The sequence below is a fragment of the Trichocoleus sp. FACHB-46 genome (genome assembly GCF_014695385.1).
In the GTDB taxonomy this organism is placed as follows: Bacteria; Cyanobacteriota; Cyanobacteriia; order FACHB-46; family FACHB-46; genus Trichocoleus.
In genome coordinates this window covers 16291-39121 of the sequence record NZ_JACJOD010000032.1, presented here as the reverse complement: position 1 = coordinate 39121, position 22831 = coordinate 16291, and the positions used below count along the sequence as shown (strand labels likewise).

20 protein-coding genes, 1 tRNA gene and 1 riboswitch are annotated in these 22831 nt (G+C 45.5%); of the genes, 10 read left to right on the top strand and 11 right to left on the bottom strand.

The features are described from left to right. Positions 1 to 46 precede the first annotated feature (46 nt). The 6 genes from H6F72_RS20335 to H6F72_RS20310 form a co-directional block, all read right to left on the bottom strand. Positions 47 to 1174, bottom strand: coding sequence for a serpin family protein (locus tag H6F72_RS20335; RefSeq protein WP_190439986.1), 1128 nt, complete (start codon positions 1172 to 1174; stop codon positions 47 to 49). Between the two features lie 79 nt (positions 1175 to 1253). Next, entirely contained in the window at positions 1254 to 2216 is a 963-nt protein-coding gene (locus H6F72_RS20330) for a pentapeptide repeat-containing protein (protein ID WP_190439985.1), read from the bottom strand. Between the two features lie 166 nt (positions 2217 to 2382). Continuing rightward, positions 2383 to 3888: an FAD-dependent oxidoreductase gene (locus tag H6F72_RS20325; protein ID WP_190439983.1), complete on the bottom strand. Its 1506-nt coding sequence runs from the start codon at positions 3886 to 3888 to the stop codon at positions 2383 to 2385. Positions 3889 to 4034: 146 nt separating this feature from the next. Further along, complete coding sequence (gene codA / locus H6F72_RS20320; RefSeq protein ID WP_190439982.1) at positions 4035 to 5297, bottom strand: cytosine deaminase; 1263 nt, start codon at positions 5295 to 5297, stop codon at positions 4035 to 4037. A gap of 118 nt (positions 5298 to 5415) precedes the next feature. Beyond that, entirely contained in the window at positions 5416 to 5874 is a 459-nt protein-coding gene (locus tag H6F72_RS20315; protein WP_190439980.1) for a DUF4278 domain-containing protein, read from the bottom strand. A 35-nt stretch (positions 5875 to 5909) separates the two neighbouring features. Beyond that, positions 5910 to 5997: riboswitch (Glutamine riboswitch) on the bottom strand. 102 nt (positions 5998 to 6099) lie between these two features. Further along, entirely contained in the window at positions 6100 to 7194 is a 1095-nt protein-coding gene (locus H6F72_RS20310) for a RuBisCO accumulation factor 1 (RefSeq protein ID WP_190439978.1), read from the bottom strand. Between the two features lie 200 nt (positions 7195 to 7394). On the opposite strand from H6F72_RS20310, the gene H6F72_RS20305 reads away from it, so the two are divergent. Next, positions 7395 to 7467, top strand: a tRNA-Ala gene (locus H6F72_RS20305). A gap of 278 nt (positions 7468 to 7745) precedes the next feature. Here H6F72_RS20305 and H6F72_RS20300 read toward each other — a convergent pair. The 4 genes from H6F72_RS20300 to H6F72_RS20285 form a co-directional block, all read right to left on the bottom strand. Further along, positions 7746 to 9125, bottom strand: coding sequence for a TniQ family protein (locus tag H6F72_RS20300; RefSeq protein ID WP_190439976.1), 1380 nt, complete (start codon positions 9123 to 9125; stop codon positions 7746 to 7748). Between the two features lie 249 nt (positions 9126 to 9374). Beyond that, the gene (locus H6F72_RS20295) at positions 9375 to 10589 is read right to left on the bottom strand and encodes a TniB family NTP-binding protein (protein ID WP_190439973.1); all 1215 of its coding nucleotides are present in this window, start codon (positions 10587 to 10589) and stop codon (positions 9375 to 9377) included. Next, positions 10589 to 13432, bottom strand: a complete 2844-nt coding sequence (locus tag H6F72_RS20290; RefSeq protein ID WP_190439970.1) for a Mu transposase C-terminal domain-containing protein — start codon at positions 13430 to 13432, stop codon at positions 10589 to 10591. Before H6F72_RS20290 ends, H6F72_RS20295 begins: the two co-directional genes overlap by 1 nt. A 316-nt stretch (positions 13433 to 13748) precedes the next feature. Then, complete coding sequence (locus H6F72_RS20285; protein WP_190439967.1) at positions 13749 to 14495, bottom strand: TniQ family protein; 747 nt, start codon at positions 14493 to 14495, stop codon at positions 13749 to 13751. Positions 14496 to 14850: 355 nt separating this feature from the next. On the opposite strand from H6F72_RS20285, the gene cas10d (H6F72_RS30355) reads away from it, so the two are divergent. The 6 genes from cas10d (H6F72_RS30355) to cas6 are packed head-to-tail and all read left to right on the top strand — an operon-like array spanning position 14851 to position 20198. Then, complete coding sequence (gene cas10d, locus H6F72_RS30355) at positions 14851 to 16857, top strand: type I-D CRISPR-associated protein Cas10d/Csc3 (RefSeq protein WP_199299213.1); 2007 nt, start codon at positions 14851 to 14853, stop codon at positions 16855 to 16857. Next, positions 16853 to 17755 (top strand): type I-D CRISPR-associated protein Cas10d/Csc3, encoded by a 903-nt coding sequence (cas10d, locus tag H6F72_RS30835; RefSeq protein WP_348252422.1) that lies wholly within the window; start codon positions 16853 to 16855, stop codon positions 17753 to 17755. The genes cas10d (H6F72_RS30355) and cas10d (H6F72_RS30835) overlap by 5 nt, the downstream gene beginning before the upstream one ends. Continuing rightward, positions 17752 to 18225 carry a type I-D CRISPR-associated protein Cas7/Csc2 gene (gene cas7d / locus H6F72_RS30350; protein WP_242017045.1) on the top strand — a complete coding sequence of 158 codons (474 nt, stop codon included), beginning with the start codon at positions 17752 to 17754 and terminating at the stop codon, positions 18223 to 18225. Before cas10d (H6F72_RS30835) ends, cas7d begins: the two co-directional genes overlap by 4 nt. Next, entirely contained in the window at positions 18222 to 18587 is a 366-nt protein-coding gene (locus H6F72_RS30345) for a hypothetical protein (RefSeq protein WP_242017044.1), read from the top strand. The genes cas7d and H6F72_RS30345 overlap by 4 nt, the downstream gene beginning before the upstream one ends. Before the next feature lie 11 nt (positions 18588 to 18598). Then, a complete protein-coding gene (gene cas5d, locus H6F72_RS20270) occupies positions 18599 to 19384 on the top strand; it encodes a type I-D CRISPR-associated protein Cas5/Csc1 (RefSeq protein ID WP_190439964.1) in 786 nt (261 codons plus the stop codon). Beyond that, positions 19365 to 20198, top strand: a complete 834-nt coding sequence (gene cas6 / locus H6F72_RS20265) for a CRISPR-associated endoribonuclease Cas6 (protein ID WP_199299212.1) — start codon at positions 19365 to 19367, stop codon at positions 20196 to 20198. The genes cas5d and cas6 overlap by 20 nt, the downstream gene beginning before the upstream one ends. A gap of 534 nt (positions 20199 to 20732) precedes the next feature. Here cas6 and H6F72_RS29975 read toward each other — a convergent pair. After that, the gene (locus tag H6F72_RS29975) at positions 20733 to 20903 is read right to left on the bottom strand and encodes a hypothetical protein (protein ID WP_206755452.1); all 171 of its coding nucleotides are present in this window, start codon (positions 20901 to 20903) and stop codon (positions 20733 to 20735) included. Positions 20904 to 21051: 148 nt separating this feature from the next. Here H6F72_RS29975 and H6F72_RS20260 point away from each other — a divergent pair, with 148 nt between their 5' ends. From H6F72_RS20260 to H6F72_RS20250, 3 genes are all read left to right on the top strand, one after another. Continuing rightward, positions 21052 to 21357 (top strand): hypothetical protein, encoded by a 306-nt coding sequence (locus tag H6F72_RS20260; RefSeq protein WP_190439958.1) that lies wholly within the window; start codon positions 21052 to 21054, stop codon positions 21355 to 21357. Continuing rightward, positions 21354 to 21662 (top strand): helix-turn-helix domain-containing protein, encoded by a 309-nt coding sequence (locus tag H6F72_RS20255; protein WP_190439956.1) that lies wholly within the window; start codon positions 21354 to 21356, stop codon positions 21660 to 21662. The genes H6F72_RS20260 and H6F72_RS20255 overlap by 4 nt, the downstream gene beginning before the upstream one ends. Positions 21663 to 21874: 212 nt before the next feature. Continuing rightward, positions 21875 to 22810 (top strand): helix-turn-helix domain-containing protein, encoded by a 936-nt coding sequence (locus tag H6F72_RS20250; RefSeq protein WP_190439953.1) that lies wholly within the window; start codon positions 21875 to 21877, stop codon positions 22808 to 22810. Positions 22811 to 22831 lie beyond the last annotated feature (21 nt).

Sequence of the window (22831 nt, the reverse complement as noted above, 5' to 3'; positions counted from 1 at the left end):
CTAGGTGGTAGAGTAAGCTCGCTGCCATACACCGCTACTCCTGGGCCTATGCAGGATCGACAATGACACCCATAAATAAAATTGCTCCAGTTTGCTGATCTCGAATAGCACAGAAGAACGGGCGATCGATAGTCAAAGTAGGAGGTAAACCTCTTTCCACATCGATCGCAGTCACAGCCGCCGCTTTCGCTCCTGCTTCGTTGACCTCAAAAAAAGTTTTGTGAGTAATTTGGCTAATAGCAGCGCTGTCCTTGCAGAGTTGCGAGAAATTAGCTGTTTCATCAAAGGCTTGCTTCATACCTAAGCTCACTAGAGCCTGCTTCAGTGCGGATTTCGTTTCATACTCTAGCTGAAAGCTAGGCATCGTAAGGTTGATCAAACGTTGAGTAATAGACTTTGGCGGAAACTGATCGAGCCATTTAGACCCACTCCCCGACCTCAAGCTCTCATAAAAACTGTTCACCTGAGCCAGAGAAGGAGGTGAAAAGATATCTAGACTGAGGCGTTTGTCCTTAAAGGGAATTCTGACTGCTTGAAAATCTTCACCTTGGTAACAGCAGTATTCATTAAACTGCCTCATCATGGGAACTTGCTTTTGACTGCTATCTAGGAGAGTAAACATCCCTGGCTGGGTCTGCGATGGGTCAAAGCGATCGCTCCAGTTACCTTTGAAGTAGATGGCGTTAAGTAAAACTAGAATTGTGGCTGGCCTAAGCTGCTGCACAATTTGCTGAATCTTGCCATGTGTTTGATCATTTGCCCATTGATTAATCGTTGTTGCTGCGTCAGGACGACTAAAGTCCAAATTCTGCACTTCTGCTTGATAAAACTCTTGAACTCGCTGTAAAAATTCAGACCGAAAGCGTAGATTTGGTGCCGCCCAAAGTGAATTTGCGATCGCCACTCGCACATCTGGCAAGCTTTCCAACTGCTTAATAAGCTCAGCATTGGCTTGATTCACCTCCTGGACGCTCATATTCTGCAAGCCCAAGGCGATCGCCATTTCTGCTTGGGTTTGGCCGACAGCGCCGTTGTAGAGCATAGAAAGCGCGATCGAAATGCTGAGTGGAGAGACAAAAATATTTTGGTTAGGCTGTTGCTTGAGCAGTTCCGAAAAAAGCTTGAAACCGAATTGATTATTAGCGGCGATCAATTTATCGGTAGCGGTTTTCATGGAATGTCGTGATTAAACAAATTAGGAACGCGATCGCTGCTCAGCTCGCCCTGCCAAACATTTCTGCCTCCTAGACAAACTATGAGTGAATAGTGCCATCGGGCATGATAGTCCCGGATAGATTAGCTCCCGTCAGCTTAACCATCAAACGATTATTGATCCCAACCCGGGCACCAGTGAGATCAGCGCCACTCAAATTAGCCCCACTCAAATCAGCCCCCATTAAGTTGGCTTCTCTCAGGTCGGCATAACTTAAATCAGCTTGCAATAAATTGGCGCGGAATAGTTTGGCGCGGAATAGTTTGGCGTGGCTGAGGTTGACGTTGTGCAGAAAAGCGTCGCTGAGGTCAGCGTTGCTTAAATTGGCATCGCTTAAGTTGCGATTGGCATAGTCTTTTTCTTTGAGGTTTGCCCCCTGGAAATCACTGCCACTCAGGTCAGGGCCTCGATATTTAGGAACTTGAGGCGTTTGATATTTGGGGACTTGATGGGTGGGTGTTTGGGTTGGGTAGGCAGGATAGTCAGATGCTTGAGGCTGAGGGTAGGGAGATTTAGGTTCTGGTGCAGGAGAAGTTTGAGTTTCGTAAGCCGCGTAGTAGGACGATCGCAAGTAAGGGTGCAGCGGGTAAGCAGCAGGCTTAGGTGGCTGAGCCGCAGGTTTAGGGGGTTGAGCCGCAGTAGGGGTTTGGTAAGTAGCCCTAGGGGGGTGATAAGTAGCCTTAGGTGGGGTGGCTTTTGGTGGTGGAGGTGGGGCAGGTGGTGGAGTGGGGGGAGTACTTTTGCTGGCGGTACTTTTACTGGCAGTTTGGTTTCGTTTGGCTCCGGCTTTGGCATGGCAAGACCGTAACAGGTCTCGCGCCTCATTAATTTCTTTCAGTTTTTCGTGGGCTTCGTGCTGCCGTTCAGAATCGTCTTGGGGCACGCGATCGGGATGCCACTGTCGAGCCAAGTCTTTGTAAGCTTGGTTGATTTCATCCAGAGATGCGCCTGGTTTTAGTCCCAGGACTCTGTAGCATCGGTTGAGCTCGTTGATCCGTACCATCCACTACCTCAGGCAACCAATTGTGCCGCCTACCCAAATGGGCAATGACCTTCAGACTGTGGCAGGCTGCACGGTTTTGTCTGTCCATTCTATCGCGGAGGAATTGCCCACTCCCTGCTTCGACGAGGGTGATTTAACAATGTTGGCGTTTTGTACCGTCCGTGACTCAGGGCAACCAGAAGTTAGGCAAGATACTTTGTCCCCAATTCCGGAGAGATTGATTTAGCGATCGCATGGTCTGAATATGAGGTTCATCGGGTTCTACAGGCAAAATTGTGGCGGGTGTGCCTCGTCGGAGTTGGGCAATCGCTAAGTTAGCTGCTTCTAATCCCGTCACATAGGCCTTCTCTTGAGACCAGGAGCCGTGGCGGGTTACCACCCAGTCACCGCTCATAAACAGGTTGCTGATACTGGTTTCTGCTGGCAACAGGTAGCGGTAGCTGCCAGGGGCAAAGTGAGTCACCGCTCTAGGCAGTCGTACCACACCGCTATCAATCACCTTGGCTTCGTGGAAGGCGGGAATGCAGGTGGCTAAGTCGCGCTGTACTAAGGGCACAATTTCTGTGTCACTCAAGGGCAGGAATTGGTTGGCGTGGTAAAAATCTGCTTCCACCACGGTTCCTGGCTCGTCTCGGAACTCATCGTGGAGTGCATTCAGGTCAAAGAACGTCCAGCCTGTGGTGGCTTGGAAGCCAAAGCAAGCATTGGAGGGGCGAGGAATCTCAATTTTGCGATCGAACCATAAGCGAGTCGCCATGACATCAATCGCGCTCAGGTTCATCAAATCGCGGAACTCTCGACGGTTGCGGAGCATGGGGCTGCCACTGACAATTTTCTGCATTCCCGTCACCCCCACGGCGAAGATCACCGCATCGGCATCAAATATTTCATCTCCGCAAACTACACCTGTGGCTTGGCCTCGGCTATCTAAACGCACATCGCTCACTCGTCGCTGGGTCAGCACTTTGCCGCCCGCTTGCTCAATCTGCTGCACCCAAGGTCGGAAGATCATCTCACCCACAGTGCCCCGACACCAAACCACATCGAAATCGGGTTGGTGGGCCAAGATGAAGTAATAAAGCATGCCCAAGGCTGCCGCTGCTGAACATTGCTCTCCCGGCGCAAATAGGCCCACCAGCAACATCGGTTCAAAGGATTCCCGGTAGAGTCGAGCAGAAACCCCAAAATCCTTGAAGAGTTCTCGCGCTGTCACAGAGTCGTAGCGTCGCCATGCAGCATCGGAGTTGTCGAAATCTATCAACGCATACAGTAGCGGCAAGGCTGAGAGGCGATCGCGCAAGGGTAAGCGCTTGAACTGCGTGTAGAGAAACGTACCAAGCGGTGTAGGTAGACGCGGCAGATCTTGAAAAATCGGTGACTCCACCTCTAGCCCCACGGGGGAATATTGCGAAGACCGAGTCCAGGGAGTGAAAGGCTTTAGTCCCAGTTGATCTACTAAAGAAAAAATATTGCGATAAGGATACCAGAAGCCATGAATTCCAGCCTCGATGGAGCGACCACCTGGCGTTTTCCAGCCTGCTACCAACCCACCTGGATAAGCACCTGCCTCCAACAGCGTTACATCATAGCCTTGCTTCGCCAAATGGTGAGCTGCCCCTAAACCAGCCCAACCAGCCCCCACAATCACTATCCGTGGCGATCGCTCGTCCATCACTCTTACATTCTTTACAACATCTTTTTTCAGGATGGCATCTTTTCGCTGGCTTTACTTTGCCCCAGGGGAAGAAGCGAGCCAAATTGACGCTAGAGAACTCACAGCCTCTGGCTTGTAAGGTGCACAAACAAAAAACAAAGATGTTATCTATGCCAAATCATCTTGGTTGGCTCCATCTCCACCAACAACCTCCCCTGCGAAATCACATACCGTACCGAGGCTCGACGACGAATTGCATCATAGCGATCGCTGGCCGCCAATACAATTAGATTTGCAGGCTTTCCCACCTCCACTCCATACTGATCTCCCAAACCCAGCGTTTTGGCTCCCTGCCAAGTCACCATGTCATAGCAGGCATCGATCTCTCCCATCCCCGTCATTTGGCAGACATGCACTGCCATAAACGCCACATCCAGCATGTTACCTGTGCCCAAGCTGTACCAAGGATCTTGCACGCAATCATGGCCCAAACTCACATTCAATCCTTGCTGCCACAACTCTTTCACCCTAGTGACCCCACGTCGTTTCGGGTAAGTATCTGTCCTGCCTTGCAGCGTGATGTTGATCAGCGGATTGGCAATAAAATTAAGTTGTGCCCGCTGAAGAAACCCCATCAGCTTGTAAGCATAGGCATTGTTATAAGACCCAAAGGCCGTGGTATGGCTGGCTGTTACCCGTGATCCCAACCCAGTGCGAATCGCGTATGCCGCCACAACTTCCAAAAACCGTGACTGATCATCATCAATCTCATCACAATGTATGTCAATCAAGCGATCGTACTGCTGTGCCCACTCAAACACCTGTTGTACCGATCGCACCCCATCTTCTCGCGTCAGTTCATAATGGGGAATCCCGCCCACTACATCTACACCGAGTTTCAGGGCTTCCTCCATCAACGCCTGATTCTGAGGGTTGCCGTAAATGCCATCCTGCGGAAATGCCACGACTTGCAGCGTGATCCAATCCTGCACTTCCTCCCGCACCGCCAGTAAAGCTTGCAACGCCGTTAAATTCGTTTCGCTGACATCGGCATGACTACGAACAAACAACACACCTTGCATTGCTTGTTGCTTTAGGGTGGCGATCGCGCGTTGTTTCACATCCTCTAAGGTCAAACTTTGCTTGCGATCGCGCCAAATTTCAATTCCTTCAAACAATGTGCCACTTTCATTCCAGCGAGGTTCTCCTGCTGTCAGAGCTGAATCTAGATGGATATGGGATTCTACAAAAGGAGGGCTCACCAACTGTCCCTGCATATCTAGTTCTTGCTGGGCTGTAGCCTCCAAGTGAGGTGCGATCGCCATAATCTTGCCTGCTTGGATGCCAACATCCACAGACTCTAAAGCATCTGGCGATCGCAATAGACGGCAATGACGCAGAATTAAATCGTAAGACTGTGAGGACATAAAGCAATCTGCCTAAGTAGAAGCAGTTCCTCACTGTATTAGCAGAAATTAACCCCAAAAAAATACCCCCGCATTGCAGGGGCATTGAGATTAAGTTGTGCCGATTAATCGGGATTAATTAGCTGAGAGCAACATGACTACGCTCGTAATTGCGCCGAAATGTCGGATGAATGTCACCTTGAATGTGATTCCAATAATCGCTTAGATGCGTGAACCCCGCTTCAGCCGCAGAGCGACTCAGTAGAGTTTGCTGGCGATTCTTGATCAGATGATGTTGCTGCGTCATTCGGGTGCGGGCTCTGTTCTCAGTCGATAAGCCAGTCGCTTTAATAGATTCAGCCAGAGGTGCTGCGACCACAGCCGTTTCATTGGCTACTGCGTCGTTCACATCTGGGCGATCGCTTGTGCGATAAGCCACACCACGGTATTTCAAGTCTAAGCTCGCTTGTTGAACGGGTGCTTTTTTGAAGTTACGAAAGCGCCAATCCAAACCCCGATACTTTCCGGTCTCTCCAGCAGTAGTTTCAACAGTAGGAGTGTTGGATTCGTATTTACTGCCACGATAGGTCAATTGCATGATTTTCGCCTCAAATTAGAACTGTAGTGATATGAGGCGCGTTCCTTCGGGATCACTCCCTACTTCCGTTTCTTGGCTGCTTTTAGTCGTCAATTACTAAACTCATCCAAAGAAATGAACGATTTCGTTTTCACTTCTGTATCTATTTTGACATTTTTAAGCGAAACTTGCTCCAACTAGAGGCAGATATTTCTTCAGGGTTTTCTGACAACTATTGCATTCAAGCTATTCATCAATCTGCCAAGCATCCTTCGTCAAGTCTTCATCGATAATTCGCTTCGGACGCACTACTAGAATCACTTGACCTAAGAGGGACAAGCTAGGAGCCTCGTCGAACCATTGCAACTCTAGCTGCTGGTCTTGAGCCACCACGAAATAGCTGTTGGCATTCCATTGGCGCTGGGCTCGGTCTACCACCACCAAAATCTCTTCTGGCTGGCCAGGCAGCGGCGCAGGTAAATGATTGCTGTCACATAGCAAGACCACTGGATCTTCTGCACCTAAGAGCACTTTCCAGCCTGGAACTGGAACCCAAGCCCCAGTCCCAGAAAATTGCACCATACGAAAGGCTCCAACCTCCTCGGTTAGCGGCACTGCTTGCAAATCGGCTAGGCTCAAGGGCAATTTACCCACGACAGGCAGTACCCGTGGCAGTTCTTCTTCGTTTTCTAACCGATAAATCGGTAAGCGAGGAGCAGAACGAGAGGAAGTGATGCTGAAATCGGTCAATAACTGCTCTAGTTTTTGCCGCGCTGCGACGCTGTTGACAAACCGCAATCCTTTGGCAATCAGGCGCGAACGGTCTTGCAAGTCGCTGTGTTGTCGGGCTAACTTCCAGCACTGGTAGGCGATCGCATCTCCTGGATGCTTAGTAAAACCCTCCGGTGGAGTGCTCCGAGGAGACAAATCTTTCATCGCTTTGGCTAAATCATGCGAATCATCAAGATCAATATTTTTCTCAACTACAAAGTCTGCTGCTGCAGCTCGCTCTGCCTGGTTCAGAATGCGAAACTCGTACAATATATCGCTACCTTTACGCTCAAAGTGTTGTCGGGTTGCCTCCGAGACTCCCGCATTCACCATCGAGGTGAAAACCTGCGACCCTACAATGACTTGATTTTGCTGAATTGGCTCAAATCCTGTTTCCTCAAAAATCTTTTGTGGGTTGAAACCTGCTTTTTGCAACTGCTGACAAGCTTGACCCCACTTTACCCAAGATCCTTCTTTGCGACGCAGCGATCGCAATAAGGTGTCTGTATCCAGAGCAGCTTGGGGATCTTGAGAATTTGGGTTGAAAGCATTTGAGGAGGTTTCAGTCATGGTTGAGGTAGGCAGCAGATCACTAAAGAACAGCAAGCAGTCTTTAATTCTAAGCCCTTCACGATTTCTATACTACTGGGGCAGATTGCCTTAGAAATCTATCTCAGCCCTGCCTCGCAAGCATTAGGGTTTCAAAAAGTTTTTAGATTGACTTGACGAATCTCTACAATCTAAGGCATAATTGTAAACGCGAAATATAAGGGGCTATAGCGCAGTTGGTAGCGCACTTCAATGGCATTGAAGGGGTCAGCGGTTCGAATCCGCTTAGCTCCATAGGTACATTTTTTGTCCGTTAAAGAGCTATTTTGGGACAACAAGCATTAATTGTCCAGAATTGCCACTTAATGCTTGTAACGGACCTTGGACACTTAGTGCTTTACCTGGACTCTGCAAATCCAAGCGACAATTCTGACTGTACTATAAGCTTAGCTTATTATCTCTTCTAGATCACTTGCTGAGGGTCTAGAGGTCTTTGTGAAAGCTTTACAGTTCCAAAATTATTGAGGTAGAGCTTCTCCTATTTGCTCGAAAAGATACAAACATTACCGAAATTAACTGTTGGGTAGATTTCTACCTTGAGTGTTAAATTCCAACTTTGCCTCTTTTATAGCTGCACGTACTTGCTTGTATCGTAAGTAACCAGGTTTGCTCATGAGTTGAGCTACCTGTCCTTCAGATGGATATAAGCCCTCACTATAAAGTTTTAGAACAGCTTGATTGATTTCTTTGCGACTTTGTTCAATTTCTCGATGATGACGAATTTTTTGAAACTGATCATACTTAGCGGAGATTGCTCGACACATTTCTGGAAAAAGCCTGAAGATTGTTTCTCTGTGAATCTCTAGGCGTCTCGCAACTTCTTCCATCGGTGGTGGTGGACACTCATGGTTGAGAAGAATAATCTCTAATTGCTGCTCCAGGTGATCTGTATCAATTACTCTGGGCTCAGCTCTTGGTTTAGAGTGTAAAGGTCCTAAGACCTTTACCGGAGTTAGACAAATGTCTTGTTCTGGTCTCTGAGTTAGGAAGTCTATTAAGGAGGAATTGAGGCGATAACAGATGTGTACCCACGTGTCTAGCTGTGGCAGATTTCTACCATTACACCAAAGCCAGACAGTATTTTTTGGTAGTTGAAGTTGGCGTGCAAACTCAGCTATATTTCCGTTAGACACAAGATTGATGTGTGCTCTAAAGGCTTGAGCAAAGCTATCCTTGGTAACAGGTGAGGTCAGATAAGGGGTAGAAGCGAGCAAATCCCCAACTGAATCAGCTATCCAAATTAATGCTTTTGATTCATCTTCGGAGAAGTTTTTGAGATTTTCAGCTAAGTTGCTAGGTAGTGAACCAAGCCATTCCTGGCATTTCGAGCAATAGCCTGGTCGCGAATTCCATGCTAGGGGAAGGTTCTTTTGATGACAGTAAGGGCAGCTTTCCAGTAGAAGACAGCGATGCGATGGACATGCTTTGACAACCTCTAAAGACCAGAGTAAAGGCTCATAAATTACATTCTTAGTTGTATACCAATTTTCATAGCAAACTGGGCACCAAGCGCGATCCCGCCGCAATAATTTCCTTGATGGCATCAACTCCGACCAAGGTGCCAACGTAAGTAAATGGAGATTTTTTTGTCCACTTAGCTTTTCTAAGGCAGACGCTAAATTTAAAGCCATTACTCCTGTGCTATTTAACGCTGCTGTGTGACTATAAATTTTATGTAAGTTACCACCATGCGTCCTAGCGATAATAGGTGCAACTTCCTTTTCCATAAGCATGCCTGGAGGAAGGCAGTGTGCTTCTGCCAATCGAACAGTAAGACTAATTAAGCTCTCTGTTAGCTGCGTTCCAATCCCTACAGGTTCTATGCAGAACAAACGGCTGCGGCAAAGATGTGAAGGCAGCTCTAAATCATGGTAAAGCTGGTTCGTTTTCATTGAAATAACATTTACCCGGAACCCATGTTGATCCCATTCAAGAGCTAAATTATTTCAGCTAACTAGTTTGCCTCTAGAGGCAAAGCTGATATAGCAATCCTAGATATTTTGTGGAAGATGCGTTCTCTAGACACACCTCTCACAAGACATACTTAATTTAGAAATGATTGAGGACTGCTGTATAAATATAAAAATGAACTGACTTCATATCCAAGAAAAGTTTATATGTTAAAAGCTTGCTAAATAATCTCATACTTGCTTGTCTCCAACGGGATCGCGTTTAGGCGATCGCTTGAACGGTTTCGTTTGTTTCTTTAATTTATTTTCCTGCTCTGGCTGAATTTCAGACATTTCTGACAAGTCCGAGCTTTTTAAGTTCGTACTGTTATTGAATTGAGCCAATGACCCCTCTGCGCCTTGCTCAAAACCTAGTCTGGCACGAAATGCTCTTCTCTTTTCTTTGCTTTTTATTAGTTTTGCCTCACCTCTTTCTGCTTCGTCAAGCATCTTTGCAAGTTCAAATTCAGGTTTGATTGTCTCCTCAAGATGAGTGAAACTTAATGTCTTTGCTTCTTCAGAGAGACAAAGATCATAGGCATTTGTTAGCCAGTTGATTAGTGTACCAATTTTGCCAATACTGCCTATGTAGCACAACTCAAAAAGCTTACTAGTCAATCGAGGTGTCTGTCGAAGGGGCATGCGCCGCAGTAGTTGTTCCAAAATTCGCTTGAATTCTGCTACATCCTCATCAGCTTCAACGAGGTAACGTGGGAAATGAATGATTCTGTCACGTTGGCTGAGTTGATCGTTTATTTCTAGAAAGTCAAGCATTTCATAAGTTCCAAATGCCGTCCAAGGTACCTTACTTTCATTGATGAACGATTTGGCACAGTGCATATGGGCTTCTATATCTTCGTTAGTGGCTGAGATGCCAATATGCTCAAACTCGTCTATTGCTAGAGTATAGGGTTTGCGGTGTAAGCAAACCTTCCGAGCCGCAAGGCGCAATGAGTCTTCTGTAGCCCTAGTAGCAACAATTAGTTTTCCATCTTTGTTGCGGCGAAGGCAATCCTCATCATAAGTAATTTTATTCTCGATACATGGTTCGTCTACTGCCAACAAAATTTCTTTGTAGAAAGGTCTCCATCTAAAGCCGCGATTAACAGCTGGAGCTTCAATGCAAATAATGGGATACCAGCTCAAATCAACTTCCATACGGGCTAAACTAGTCTCCAATATCTTTCTTTGCAGTAAAGCTAGCAGCGTAGATTTACCAACCCCTGATGGACCTATAACTAGAATTAAGCTCGCACCAGCAGGGTTACGAACAATCCGATAGAGGTGCTCAAACGTCTTCTTCAGGTTGCGATGCATTATTGTTTTGCCAGGATTTTTGAAGAATTCCAAGCGTTGATCAATGGATAAGTCAAGTAGTTCAATTGAAAAATCGTGTTCAGAAGCCATTACCAAACCTCCAAAGGCTCAAAGGGTTTAGCGTTGAGGTCAATATTGAGATCGAATTCATATTCATTATCAAATCCATCAGTGCTGAAATCCCCGTCATTCAACTCATGATTTGAGGTGGTGTCAGCTTGTGGAGTTGGGAGATTCAACAGTCTCAGTAGATGATTCGTCTCCGGTTCAATTTCACTTTCTTCAATTAGGGCATGGATAATCTGCCTTTCAACATCACGCCAATGCTGAATCGCTATCTTCTTCTTTGCATCGCGCCAAGCAGTGGAAAGGGCAGTTTCCGCCATTTCAACATGCTTAAAGAACTCAGCCAGTTTCTTGTCTGTGACATCTATGAAATCTCTACCCTGAAGCTTATTCAGCCTTCTAATCTCTTCAGCAGCAGTCAACATTTCTTTTTCCGAGCGTCCCGAAAGTATTTCAAGCTCACTTAAGCGTTTGGGACGACATCTAACCCACTCACCATCGACATAGGCATAAGCTACCGTAATATCAAAGGGATCAAACCGGACATCTACCTTAACAACCCTAGATCTTCGGCGGATTGTTTTGAAGGATTCATGCCAATACCAGATGTAGTGGATTTTCACACCCTTAGCAGTTACTTGCCTTTGCCCGCCTCGATCGCGAGGCTCTGGCATGCTCCAATACTTAAACTCCTCTGGGGAAATTAGTGTATGTCCTCTGAGTCCACTACGTTCCAAACCAATTCTAAAGGTATCGCGAGGGCTCATCCTGATGGCAGGATGAGGGGAAGTATCATAAATTTCATCGCAGTATATACGGAAGAAAAGGTATAGTCTTGCCAGTGTCCAAACAGCGTTGTTCTTAGGATCTACCTTCTTAGTAACTTGCCGCACTGATTTCATAATTTGAGTATTGCCCATTAAGTTGTGCCAAAACTCCTGATCGGCAATCCCAAATAAACATTCCATAACTGAACCATTCCTAGGCTTGGCTGACGGTCTCTGTTTCTTAGTAATTCGATAGTGAGCAAGAAGAACATCAAAATAGACGTTGTCAAATTCCGAGCCTCGATCCACTACGATAATTTGAGGAAGCCGTCTCCATTTATCAACGCAAATTCGCAGTACCATCATGACTGAGCGATAGCTCGGTGGATCAAATGTCATGTAATTGGCAAGAACTTTACGGGAATAAGCATCCATAAGGGTAATAACATAAGCTCGACCCATCTCAGCCTGTCCCCTGAGTTCCTTTGGATCGAGACCCAGGTAAAGCATGATTTCACTGAGTAACTCAACATCTACTAAAGTGCAATCCATGTGGCAAATTTGAAAAGGGCGACGACCATGCGCTGGTGTCTCCTCACGATATAGATACCAATGAAAATCCTCTTCTGAGTAGGCTGCTCTTGCTCCCATACGCTTTTCGATTTGTTCATGAATTGGGCGCTTATTTATAGCTAAACGGTATGATTCATAGCTTGGCGGTTTGTACCCTTTCTCGTGGCAGATAACTTTGAACATTCTGTAAGCATGGCGAACAGACTCTTGTTTTACAGTTTCGTAGTGATCTTCTACATGCTGTTCCATTAGGCGTTGAACTTCAGGCTCAATGCCATCACGTCGCCAGCCTCGATTTTGGTAATTTGGAAACAAGCCAACGATACCGTTACCAACAAGCTTCTCCGCCTTTAAATATTTAGAGAGCCATCGTCGCTGAGTCCGGTTAAGTTCTTTACGTGGTCTTTCCTCATTTAAAAATGGCTCCAGTTCTTTAACACGAGAGTAAGCTACTTCTTGATCCCGCTTACTTGCTCTTCTCCAAAATTCTTCAACTTCAGAAGAAGAAACCTCAGAGATTTGTAACAAGCCAATAATTTTCCCATCACGAGCTAGGGCTTCGAAGGCTTTATTGGTTAGGGTACTGCATTCACCGTCTGGCCTACTCAACGTGATGGAGGTTTCGCCAGTATTAATGATTGTCCAACTCACCCCATCCCAATCGATTATCTTACCTATAGTGATATCTAGTTTTCTGGAGTCTAAAACTGTTGGTGCTTCAACAAATGTTATTAACTTGTAGTGGTCATATGTATCCTGGTCGGCAAAAACCTTAACCTGTTCAGGCAAAAAAATGAGGTATTTCTCAAGATCTACAAAAACTTGACGTGTGACAATTAAAATATTTAGATCATCAGCAGTAGCCTCTCCCACATGTTGATATATTTCATTCAGAGTAATACCTGGCTCAGCCCTCACTAAGGCTTGAATACGACAAACTAGTACTTTTTTAACTTCCAGAGCTTTATGAGTGAAGTAGTCTTCTAGCCAAATAAAATTTTCAACGAAGATCCAGTTAATTTCAGCAGAGGAGCGAACAGCATAATAAAGCCCAAACTGCTGTGCATACTCTTGTCCAGGTGGACAGCTCCAAGCACTATTTACTTCTATTCTCGTCCAACGATTTGGGCTTTTCTCCGTTAGTCTGAGCAATTCCTGCTCAGTTTTGCATTCCTCCCAGCCAGCACTATTTCTCCGAATTACGAAAAAGTCCGGTGTATGAGGATGGCGATTACGCCTTCCTGACTTACTGAGGTATTCCAGATAGATTGTAGGAGGTTGGTCCCAGTACTCAAGGACATCATGATCAAATTCAAGTTTGTAAATCAGCGCCAACTCATTCTGATGTGACTCAAACTGAATGGTTCTCCCCATTTTGAGGCTAGGAAATCGACCTGAGACGCTCTTTTTCCCTCCATCAACTAAACGGGATGGCTCGGAAGAGCGAGTTTTCTGTATTTCGTTTATGGCTTCGTCACTGAGGCTAAGATGACAACACCAAGCCTCAAACTCAACATCATTCATCATGAGTATTATCCCTCCGAATTAGAACTTTTTGAAAGGTTGTACTCTACAGAAAAGTTTGAAATTTCCTGCATATCCTTTGCCTAGCAGACATCGCCAATCATTCCCCTTCTACTATTGATAATTGACCTAAACCTAATCACTTGTTTAGGTTGAATAGCTCTTTCTTGAAAAGCTTTAAATCTGAGACCTGTTGTTTTGATATTTCTACAAAAAAATTCGGTGTTGCTGAATAGAAGTATGATTTTAAAAAGTTTTGAACAGGTTTTCAGGGTTTACAGCATTTGACTCATACCTTGACTCAGCAACGCCGGAATTTCTAAAGGCTTAGTATTTCCATGACGTGCTTGGCAATCTCAAGATGCCCCTCAAGGTCTGTTGCAGTTGCAAGTTCTTTTTCGGATGCTGGCCCTAAGCGAACACCAAGCCAACCTATACATTGAGAACAGTGAGCAACACGCATTCTAGCTGTGAGTGGTCGCTGTGACTTATTACAGTGTGGACATCGAGACTGTAAGAGTTTGTGATGTTCAGGACAAATAGTGATAGCAGCAATTGACCAGAGAAGTGGTTCGTAAATGAGATGATTGATTGTACGCCATGCCTGAAAACATTCAGGGCACCAAGCTCGTAAATCCCTTGTTAGGTCACTATCCACTATTCTCGGCAAGATTTTGGAAGCTTCAAGAGGAATCACTAATGCTTCTAAATCTTCCCTCATTGTTATAGGCTTAAGTCCTTCAAGGTACTGCCAAGCTAGCAGCCCATACTCATTCAAATTTTTCCGAGAGGGTAGTTTGGGTAAATAAGATACCAGAACATTATTGCCATTCTCCTGCAATGCATAAGCCCCTCCAACACTAATACTGTAATTTTTCCGAAAGCTGGGCAGAATCTCTTTCTTTATGAGAATACCTGGAGAAACACAATGAGCTTCAGCTAGACGGCAAATATAGCTGATTAGGCCTTCAACATATGGGGTGCCAATCTTGAGCGGATCTAAGTGATAAAGTCTACTTCGCTTTGGGATAGTTGGAAGGTTTAACTTCTCAAAACTTATAACCATCTAGCTTGTTGCTACTATGAGGCCTCTTTCTATTTAACCTCTTTAATAGTACAGAAACAATTAAAAAAATATTGATTTCCAATATGATTCTTCTCGCAATTCGTCATAGAGACAAGACAGATTCCATTCAAAATGAAGCACAAATTGTTTTTATCTATAACATCACAAAATCAACAAAGAAAATATTGCTCCTTATTGTGATTCTATCGAAAATTGTCTTGTCTCAGAGACAAGACAATTTTCTGAAACTATTAGCAAAATTTAATTCAAGAGAAAGTGTTATCTTTCTGGCTTTTTCAGGTTTTCACCTTAATATTAGGAGAATTAGCAGCCTTAAACTCTATTTTGGTCTGCCATGAAAACTCTTCTCCAAACCCTCCTGCTCGAAACTCTACCGCACAGCCTTGATTCGGTACTATTTAACTACATCAATGTAGTACTACCTGCTGTAGAACAAGAGTTTGGAAGAGCATCTACGTTTTGTAGGACAAAAAGTTACTGGAAAACGCTAACGCAAGAGCAAAACCAAACGAGACAGTTGATCAGTAGTGATAAACATTTAAACCAAAGTCTACTGATTAATATCTTGAATAGCCTGCTAATCGTTTGGAGCTTAATCCCTCTTCTGAATGAAGAACTCGCACTATCTAAGGATGAGAAATGCTTACTCTGTGTGTGGTTTACCTTGCAGGGGTATAACAGTTGCTATTCAAGCAGAGTAACAGCTCCACTGCTTACTCCAGATATTAATCTAGGAGAAGTACTCAATCTGGATATGTTTTGGCCACAGTGGCGTGAGTACTTGCCAGAGATTGATTATCTCACTCAAATTACTCTTCAAAATTCAGACAATAATACCTCAGCTAAGAGAAATGGTTTCAGAGTCCCTGACCAGCGTCTGAGGCTCACTCTGCACCCGTTACTCTCATTTAGTACAATCGCCGCTCAACTCACTAGTCCTGTCGATATTGTTACTACATCGGCAGGTGATCGCTTGCCAGCGCTGCTGAAGGAATTGGGGATCGATCGCACTCTAATCTATCACCGTCTCCGTAACTGTACTGGACTGCTCACTAACAGCATCCATAATGCTGTCCTGAACTTCACTGAGAAGTTGAATTGGCAACCAATTCTATGCTTTACCGAAGGGGTTGTCTACCTTGCACCACGAGGTTTCAACTTACTCAATCGCATGGATCTCCAGCAATTTATATGGGAACAGATTAGTGACCAATTGGTGACCAACATGTTAGTGGGAGAGATTGGATTCAAGCGAGACGGAAAGGGATTAAAAGCAGCACCTCAAATCCTCGAACTCCTTTCTCCAGCCCAGTTGATTCAGGGTTTGCCTAGTATCGTTGAAGCCACGATTAAAAATGAAATCGATCCTGCAACACCTAAACGCCTCATGAATTTAAGTATCACTACATTAGAGCGGAAATTCCTGTCTCAAGGTGCAGATTTGAGAAGCGATCGCATTGCAGAATTTATCATTTTCTTGCAAAAGCAGTTTTTTAGAAGCAATTCAGAGTTCATTGCGTGGATTCTGGAACAATTGGGCATTCAATCTGCTATCACTTGGGAGCAAGCTCAGATTCATACAGGAGGAGTGAATTTGGGCTGGTATCATGCAGCCGCTTATTATGTCGCTAACAGCCCTCACTTAGATTTGAGATCTGTCACTAGAAAACTTCAAGAAATAGCTAGCCGGTTAACAATCTGGGCTGAGGAGAAAAAACTCTTTCCAGTTCTAACCAGTGCCACTCGTGAAGCCTTCGATCGCTACTTGGTTCAATATTTAGAGTTACCAGGATGGGATAGCCCAGAGTCATCCTTCGAACATGAATTGGCAACGTATATGGCTGCGAAGACAAAAGCTGCTAGACAACCGATTTGCTCCCTCAGCTCTGGTGAATTCGTCTCAGAAGCTCAAATGGCTTCAGTTGTCCCCTTTAAGCCCCAGCAGTATAGCAACAAAAATCCGTTAGGAGGGCGGCAACTGAAGCGAGGCATTTCTAAAATCTGGTCATTAGAGATGCTCTTACGGCAGGCATTCTGGTCATTTTCTCCAGGCAAACTGGAAGAGCGACAGCCCGTTTTTTTATATTTTTCTCCTACCTTTGCTCACGCTCCTCCGGTTACAAAAGTCATTCATATCCTGGCCAAGCAACTCGAACGAGTCAATCTATGGAAAATTCGCCGGTTCTGGCAGGAGCATGGGATGGATGCCAATGCTTTGCGCTTCTATCCCTGGTTGAAAAATGAGCTCAACTCTAACGAGGAGAGTCAGCACAACCTCACTTTCCTGGCAATGACTTACACCACTACAAAGGGGAAAAACAACGACAGATGCCTGGATTGAACCTGCATTTCTGGCGATCGCACTTCCACTGGTGCTAGGCATTAAAGTAACCGCTACCACCAGTTCTGCACCACCCTACAACAGAGATAGCGATAGCGAATTTCTAACAACAGTTCAGGTGGATGGACCCGCTAGCTTCTGGAACCTGTTAGATTTGCCAACCCGCATTCATCTGGAAGAGGAGAGAAAGGGACAGGTCAAACACCTGAGTGATTGGCTTAATCGTTTATTGATTGCTTACAGCGTTCATCTTGACTGTCGGTCGAAGCCTCCTGACCCTCGTTGGCAAGCTTTTCCTGGTACTGTACACGCAATTACAGACGATGTCTTAGCTATTTTTAGTCTTGCCCATGCATCTTTTCCAGTCCTTTCCGATGAAATAGTTCAAAGATACTGGAAATTTGCCCAGATTTGGACAGCAGGAAATCCGGCTATGAAACAACAACTTGACATAACTCAACGGTTAGTTCAGGAATATCGAGTGTTCTATCAAGTCCATGTAGCGAAATCAACCTACGCGATTCTCCTTCCCCTATCAAAGGTTTTAGAAGATATCCTGTCAACTCCCAGCGATTTACCGATCGAAACCCTAATATTGCAAACATCGGAACGATTACATGACGCTCTGAGACGGCAGGAGCCCAAGAGACGTCCTCTCGTCAAGGATCACTCTTTATCGATTGAAATTCGTGTCAATAACGAAATACAGGCAGTTCACCAGTTCGTAAGCACCTGTGTCAACGATTTATTTCTGGGGCAATACAAGGGCGATCGCGCCCTTCTGCAAGAACACCGCAGCCGGATTAAATCAGGTGCCGAGTTTGCTTACCGCTTATTGGCAATGGAGGAAACTAAACCCAAAACGAAAAAGCAGGAAGTTGAAGGAGCACAGTTATGAGTGTCTTAGAAAATCTGAAACCTCAATTCCATCCTGCTTTTCCCCGTTTGGCATCGGGGAAGTATGTTCACGTTTTCCTGGTACGTCACAGCCAATCATTTCCGGTCTTTCAAACGGATGGGGTGCTCAATACGGCCCGAACTCAAGCAGGCTTAAACTCTGAGGATGAAAAATCTAGGCAATTGATCAGCCGATTAGTTATGTTTAAGCGCAAGCAGGTGACACCAGAACGGCTGGTAGGACGGCAATTGTTGCGATCGCTAGGCTTAACCAGTGATGTAGAGGGCGAGACTGGCTTTTGCGAATACAACGGTCAGAAATCATGCAAAAGATGTCCAGATTGTATCCTTTATGGATTTGGCATTGGCGACAAAGGATCAGAGCGGTCTAAGGTTTACTCAGACTCCGGGTTCTCACTCAGTCCATATGAAGTCTCCCATCGCAGTTTCAATCTCGAACTGGGACGATGACCAATCACATTGTTGGTCTTGCCTTCTGTGATGGCGAAATCTTCAGCAACCTGCATTTCACTCAAGCACTCTATGATGCCTTGAACACAAAGGGTGATATTCACGTATCGATTGGGGAACTTCGGCAGGAAGCAGCAATAGTTGCAGAAACTTGTTTGAAGCAGGAGCCCGTTCGCAGCACCACAGTTTTTGGATTTGAGCTAGAACAACTTCTGGAAGAAGTCACTGGCATTTATCAGGACGAGGTGAAACTGCGAACCATTATGACTACCCTTTACCAGCAGACCCAGTCCTACTCCGAAAGTTATGGGGCTCTCTTTCCTGAACGGAAGAAAAAAGCAAGGCAAGGATCTTCTATTTGAGAGGTACTCGAATGGTTCTCTATCTATGCCATCTAACTCTCCACGACAATGTCTTCTTTGCCTCGCGTGAAATGGGCACCCTCTATGAGACGGAGAAATACCTTCATAACTGGGCACTTAGCTATGCCCTGTTCGAAGGCACCTACATTCCCAGACCTTACCGCTTGGAAGGTGCGATCGCTCAGCGCCCCGGCTACCTAGAGGCTGATAATGAGCAAAATTTACTCAGCTTGAATGAATCAGGTATCTACGTCTTCCCAGCTTTACCGATACGGTACTCTTATCAGGTCAACACCTTTAAAGTATCTCAAGCTGCTTATCATGAGAAGTCCAGACCATTAGGAGGGAAGGGGAACGATCGTAACTATCCTCTTAGCTACGGACGAGCAAAAGAACTAGCAGTAGGCAGCACCTACAAAACTTATATTATTGCTCCTGAAATCGTTCAGATTCCTCGTTGGATCAGGTTGGGTAAGTGGGCAGCCAAGATACGAGTGGAGACAAAATTGATTCCTGAAGTGAGGATCAACCAAGAATCAGGTGACTATACTTGCCAGCATCCCTTGAATCCTATAGATTTGCCCAGTTCAACTCGCTTACTGTCATACAACCGGATTGTTATGCCCCCTGTGAGCCTGTTAAGTCAAGCCCAACTATCCGGTGACTACTGGAAAATTGATCGACCGCTTGAGCACGAAGTACCAGCAAAATGGCGAGCCCTAGAAGAATTGCCAAACCAAATTTGCTTACCAAGCGGAATAGCATATGGAGCCAATTATGCCCCTGCTCTCTGTTGAGCCTGAAACGCTACAAACTCTGGTTATTCATTTGAGAGCTGCTAGGAGTGGACCTTTGCCCTCGGCCTGCAATCGAGCCATTCATGCCCAAGTCTTGGAGTGGTTTCGTCAGGGTGACCCAAACGTTTCTGAAGCAATTCACAAGAGCCAAGAGTCACCCTTTATTATCTCCGGATTAATGAGTAAACGCCAAGAAACGGAGGCAAAGGCAGGAAATGAATTCCACTTTCGGATTGGACTATTGAGTGGAAATCTTATGAAACCACTTCTAGAGGGGTTCCAAAAATTGGAAGACACACCATTCTCTTTGGCGGAATTCCCCTTTGTCATTCAAAGCATCAACATGTTGCCCAGCACTGATTTATGGGTTTGTTCATCTAGTTATACTTTGCTTGCTAAAACGCCGCTCATCTTGAACGAGCTGACATTGAAGTATCTTTCTCCAGTTAGCTTCAAGCTGAATACCGGGCAGGGAATTCAAGCCTTTCCTTTACTTGAAGCAGCATTTGGCAGCTTATATCGCCGATGGAATGCGTTTGCCCCAGAAAACCTAAAGCTTCCTAAAATTCATTGGAATGGGTGGGTTTCTGATTATGAGCTGAGAACCGAAAAGGTAAAAATCAAAAACTCAGTTGAACTTGGAGCAGTGGGTTGGGTTACATACCGATTTCCCGACCCAGAACAGGCAAAAGCCGCTACGATATTAGCTCATTTTGCCTTCTTTTCTGGCGTAGGGCGAAAAACAGCGATGGGAATGGGACAAACGAGATTGGATCAGATTGCCCCCAACATGATGCAATCTTTGGCAAGCTAAAGCGTGATTCAAAATCCCAGGAGCTATATCATAATTAGTAGAGCCCTTAGCGGATAAGGCTTTTCGGTTTTTAAGTTTGGATAGAAAAACGATGGTAAGTCATTTGAAAGCAGTATTTGACATTTCAATTCGAGGTTTGCCAAAATCGTTTCTAGAAACCTTTCACCAACTGTCTTTTTGAAGCCTCGGTTGCAAAGGCCATATCCCGGTTTACGGGACTGAAAGTTTGCAGACGCTGACGAGGCGCTGGAGCAGTTACGGAGTTGCAAAGGCCATATCCCGGTTTACGGGACTGAAAGAGTCTCTAGGATCGCTATCGATCACGCTATTTTCAAAGGCCATATCCCGGTTGAGAGGCTGTTTGCTCAGGGGTGATCTTTTGAGCAAGTCTTGGAGGTGATTATGCTTGCTTAGCACTCCGCTCTCTTTGAGCCTAATCTTCCAAGTCCTGTCGTAACCCTTATCCAGAAGAGATTTCTGCCCAGGATTAGTACTAACTTGAAGTACTACCTAAGAATTTAGGGATTTTCACTTCTACCGTTTCCCCTCATCACTAGTAGGCAACCCTTTCTTAACTAACCAATCGCGAATTGCCTCCTCCAATGCAGCAGCCTGTGTAATTTCCATGCGTACACAAGCTACCTCAAAGGCAATCTTCAAATCCTTAGGAATCCTTCCCCGAACCTCTCTACTTTCCTGTGCCATTTGATCCTACAGCTTGATTCGGCGTCAATTTTTACACAGCATTTCGCTAAAAACTCAATTTGCCACTATAGCTATTGCGTCGTTGCGTCATTGCGCTGTAGTATAGAGAGTGCCTACCCTACTTTCTGCTTGATTCATCGTCCGTCTTATGGACTCCATCGCTCTTGATGCCTTACCGGGAGACTTTCCACAGCAAGTCCCAATTCCCAAATTCCAACTTGGCGATCGCGTGCAGTGGCAACCCCAACCATCCCAAGACTTCGGCACCATCACAGGCCTTCAGTATGCCCCTGCTTCACAGTTAAAGATGTGGGCTTGGAAATATGTCATCTGGCTCGATCGCTATAGTCCTTCACGAGCCTGGGTCATGTCTGATACTGCTTGGGAAAGCGATTTGGAGCTACTGATTACCACCACTTGTCATCAAGGTAGCTTGGAGAAGGATCGGTCATGAGCTTGAGACAGTTGGGCAACCGAGAACAGACCCTGCTGAACCTTTACCGTAATTGTCAGCTAGGCATGACCCCCACGGACTTCTACGCTAAGTGGAATGTAACTCATGCTCAAATGGCTCAAATCTGCGGTTGCTCTGAGTCAACCGTCGATCGCTGGTTTCAACAAAGTCGAAGTAGCCAACTGCCGGAGTCAATTTACCTGAGGCGTTTAGCAGAGATAGATTTCCTATGGGAGTACTACGAGCAAATCCCAGAGGAATTGTGGCAGCGGCTGTGCAGGAACGAGCGCGATCGAACTTTATAAAATCCCCGCACGGTGCGGGTATGAATTTGCCCTTTCCACATCCAACATCTTTAATGAAGAGTTGGTAATACACCCACTCGATTCATTCGGCAACTTGCGAAACCACAAGTGCAAGCTCTCATGACAATCTGAGCTGTCATTCTGAGCCAGCTTGTCATTTCGATCTGAGCTGTCGTTTCGATCTGAGGTTTTGCTACAAGCCTAAATATCGAATGAGATCAGCTAATCATGCCAAAAAAGCGAACGCAACTACTTTAGCTGCCATTGTGCAGTTCGCAGTTCGGCGGTGTGGATCGTTACACGAAGCCGGAAGACGAACGAGGGTGAGCCGAGCGGCGATCGCCTCTATCTGCAACGGCAAAACTCAACTTCCTAGAAGGACAACTCTCAGGAAAATAGCACCTCACACAGTTAATGACTCAACTAACCAACCGTACTCTTGGTTGGATCTAGAGACGATCGCTCAAACCAGCTTGGGTGAATCTGCCTTGGAAGTTTTAAGCTCAACGGCTTCTTCCAGTCAGTCTGGCAAACAGCAGCAATTAGAGGAAATGCAACCTGTATTGGAAGAACTACGAGGTTCTATCCATGAACTGGCTGTTGTGCTCAAAACAATCTCGAATACGTTAAGCAGCCGACCATTTATAAGTTTTGGCAAGCCAGATAACAATACAAGTACTAGCAGCGCTAAACAACCTACTCTGGGTGAGCGCTGTGAAGAACGCAAACCGACATTTCAAGAGCAATCATGGCTGGCACTCGCGATCGCTGATGAAGATGCTCTGAAGTCACTCGTCCTAGGGTGCGAACCTCCTGCTGTATCTGCCACAGCAGAGTCGAGAATTCAAAAGATTGTGGCTCAAGTTGGCGTGCCTGTTCAGTATCCCCAGGCAGCAGACGCAGTGGTAACGGTTTACATCCAAGAAGACCTGACTACTACAGGCATTTCCTGTCAAAAAATACTAGTTGTCGCCCAAAATGAGAACCAAGGTTTTGGAGAAACATTGAAGCAAATTAACTACTTTCGGCAGGAACTGAATTGTGACAAAGTAATTTTAACTGCTGAAACAGTTCCTAAATTTGAAATCGAAGGTTTCGTCAATCAGGGCATTAGTGTTCTTATGGTGAGTAGAGAATACAAGGGTTGAAGTTTGCTCGTTTTAGGCATT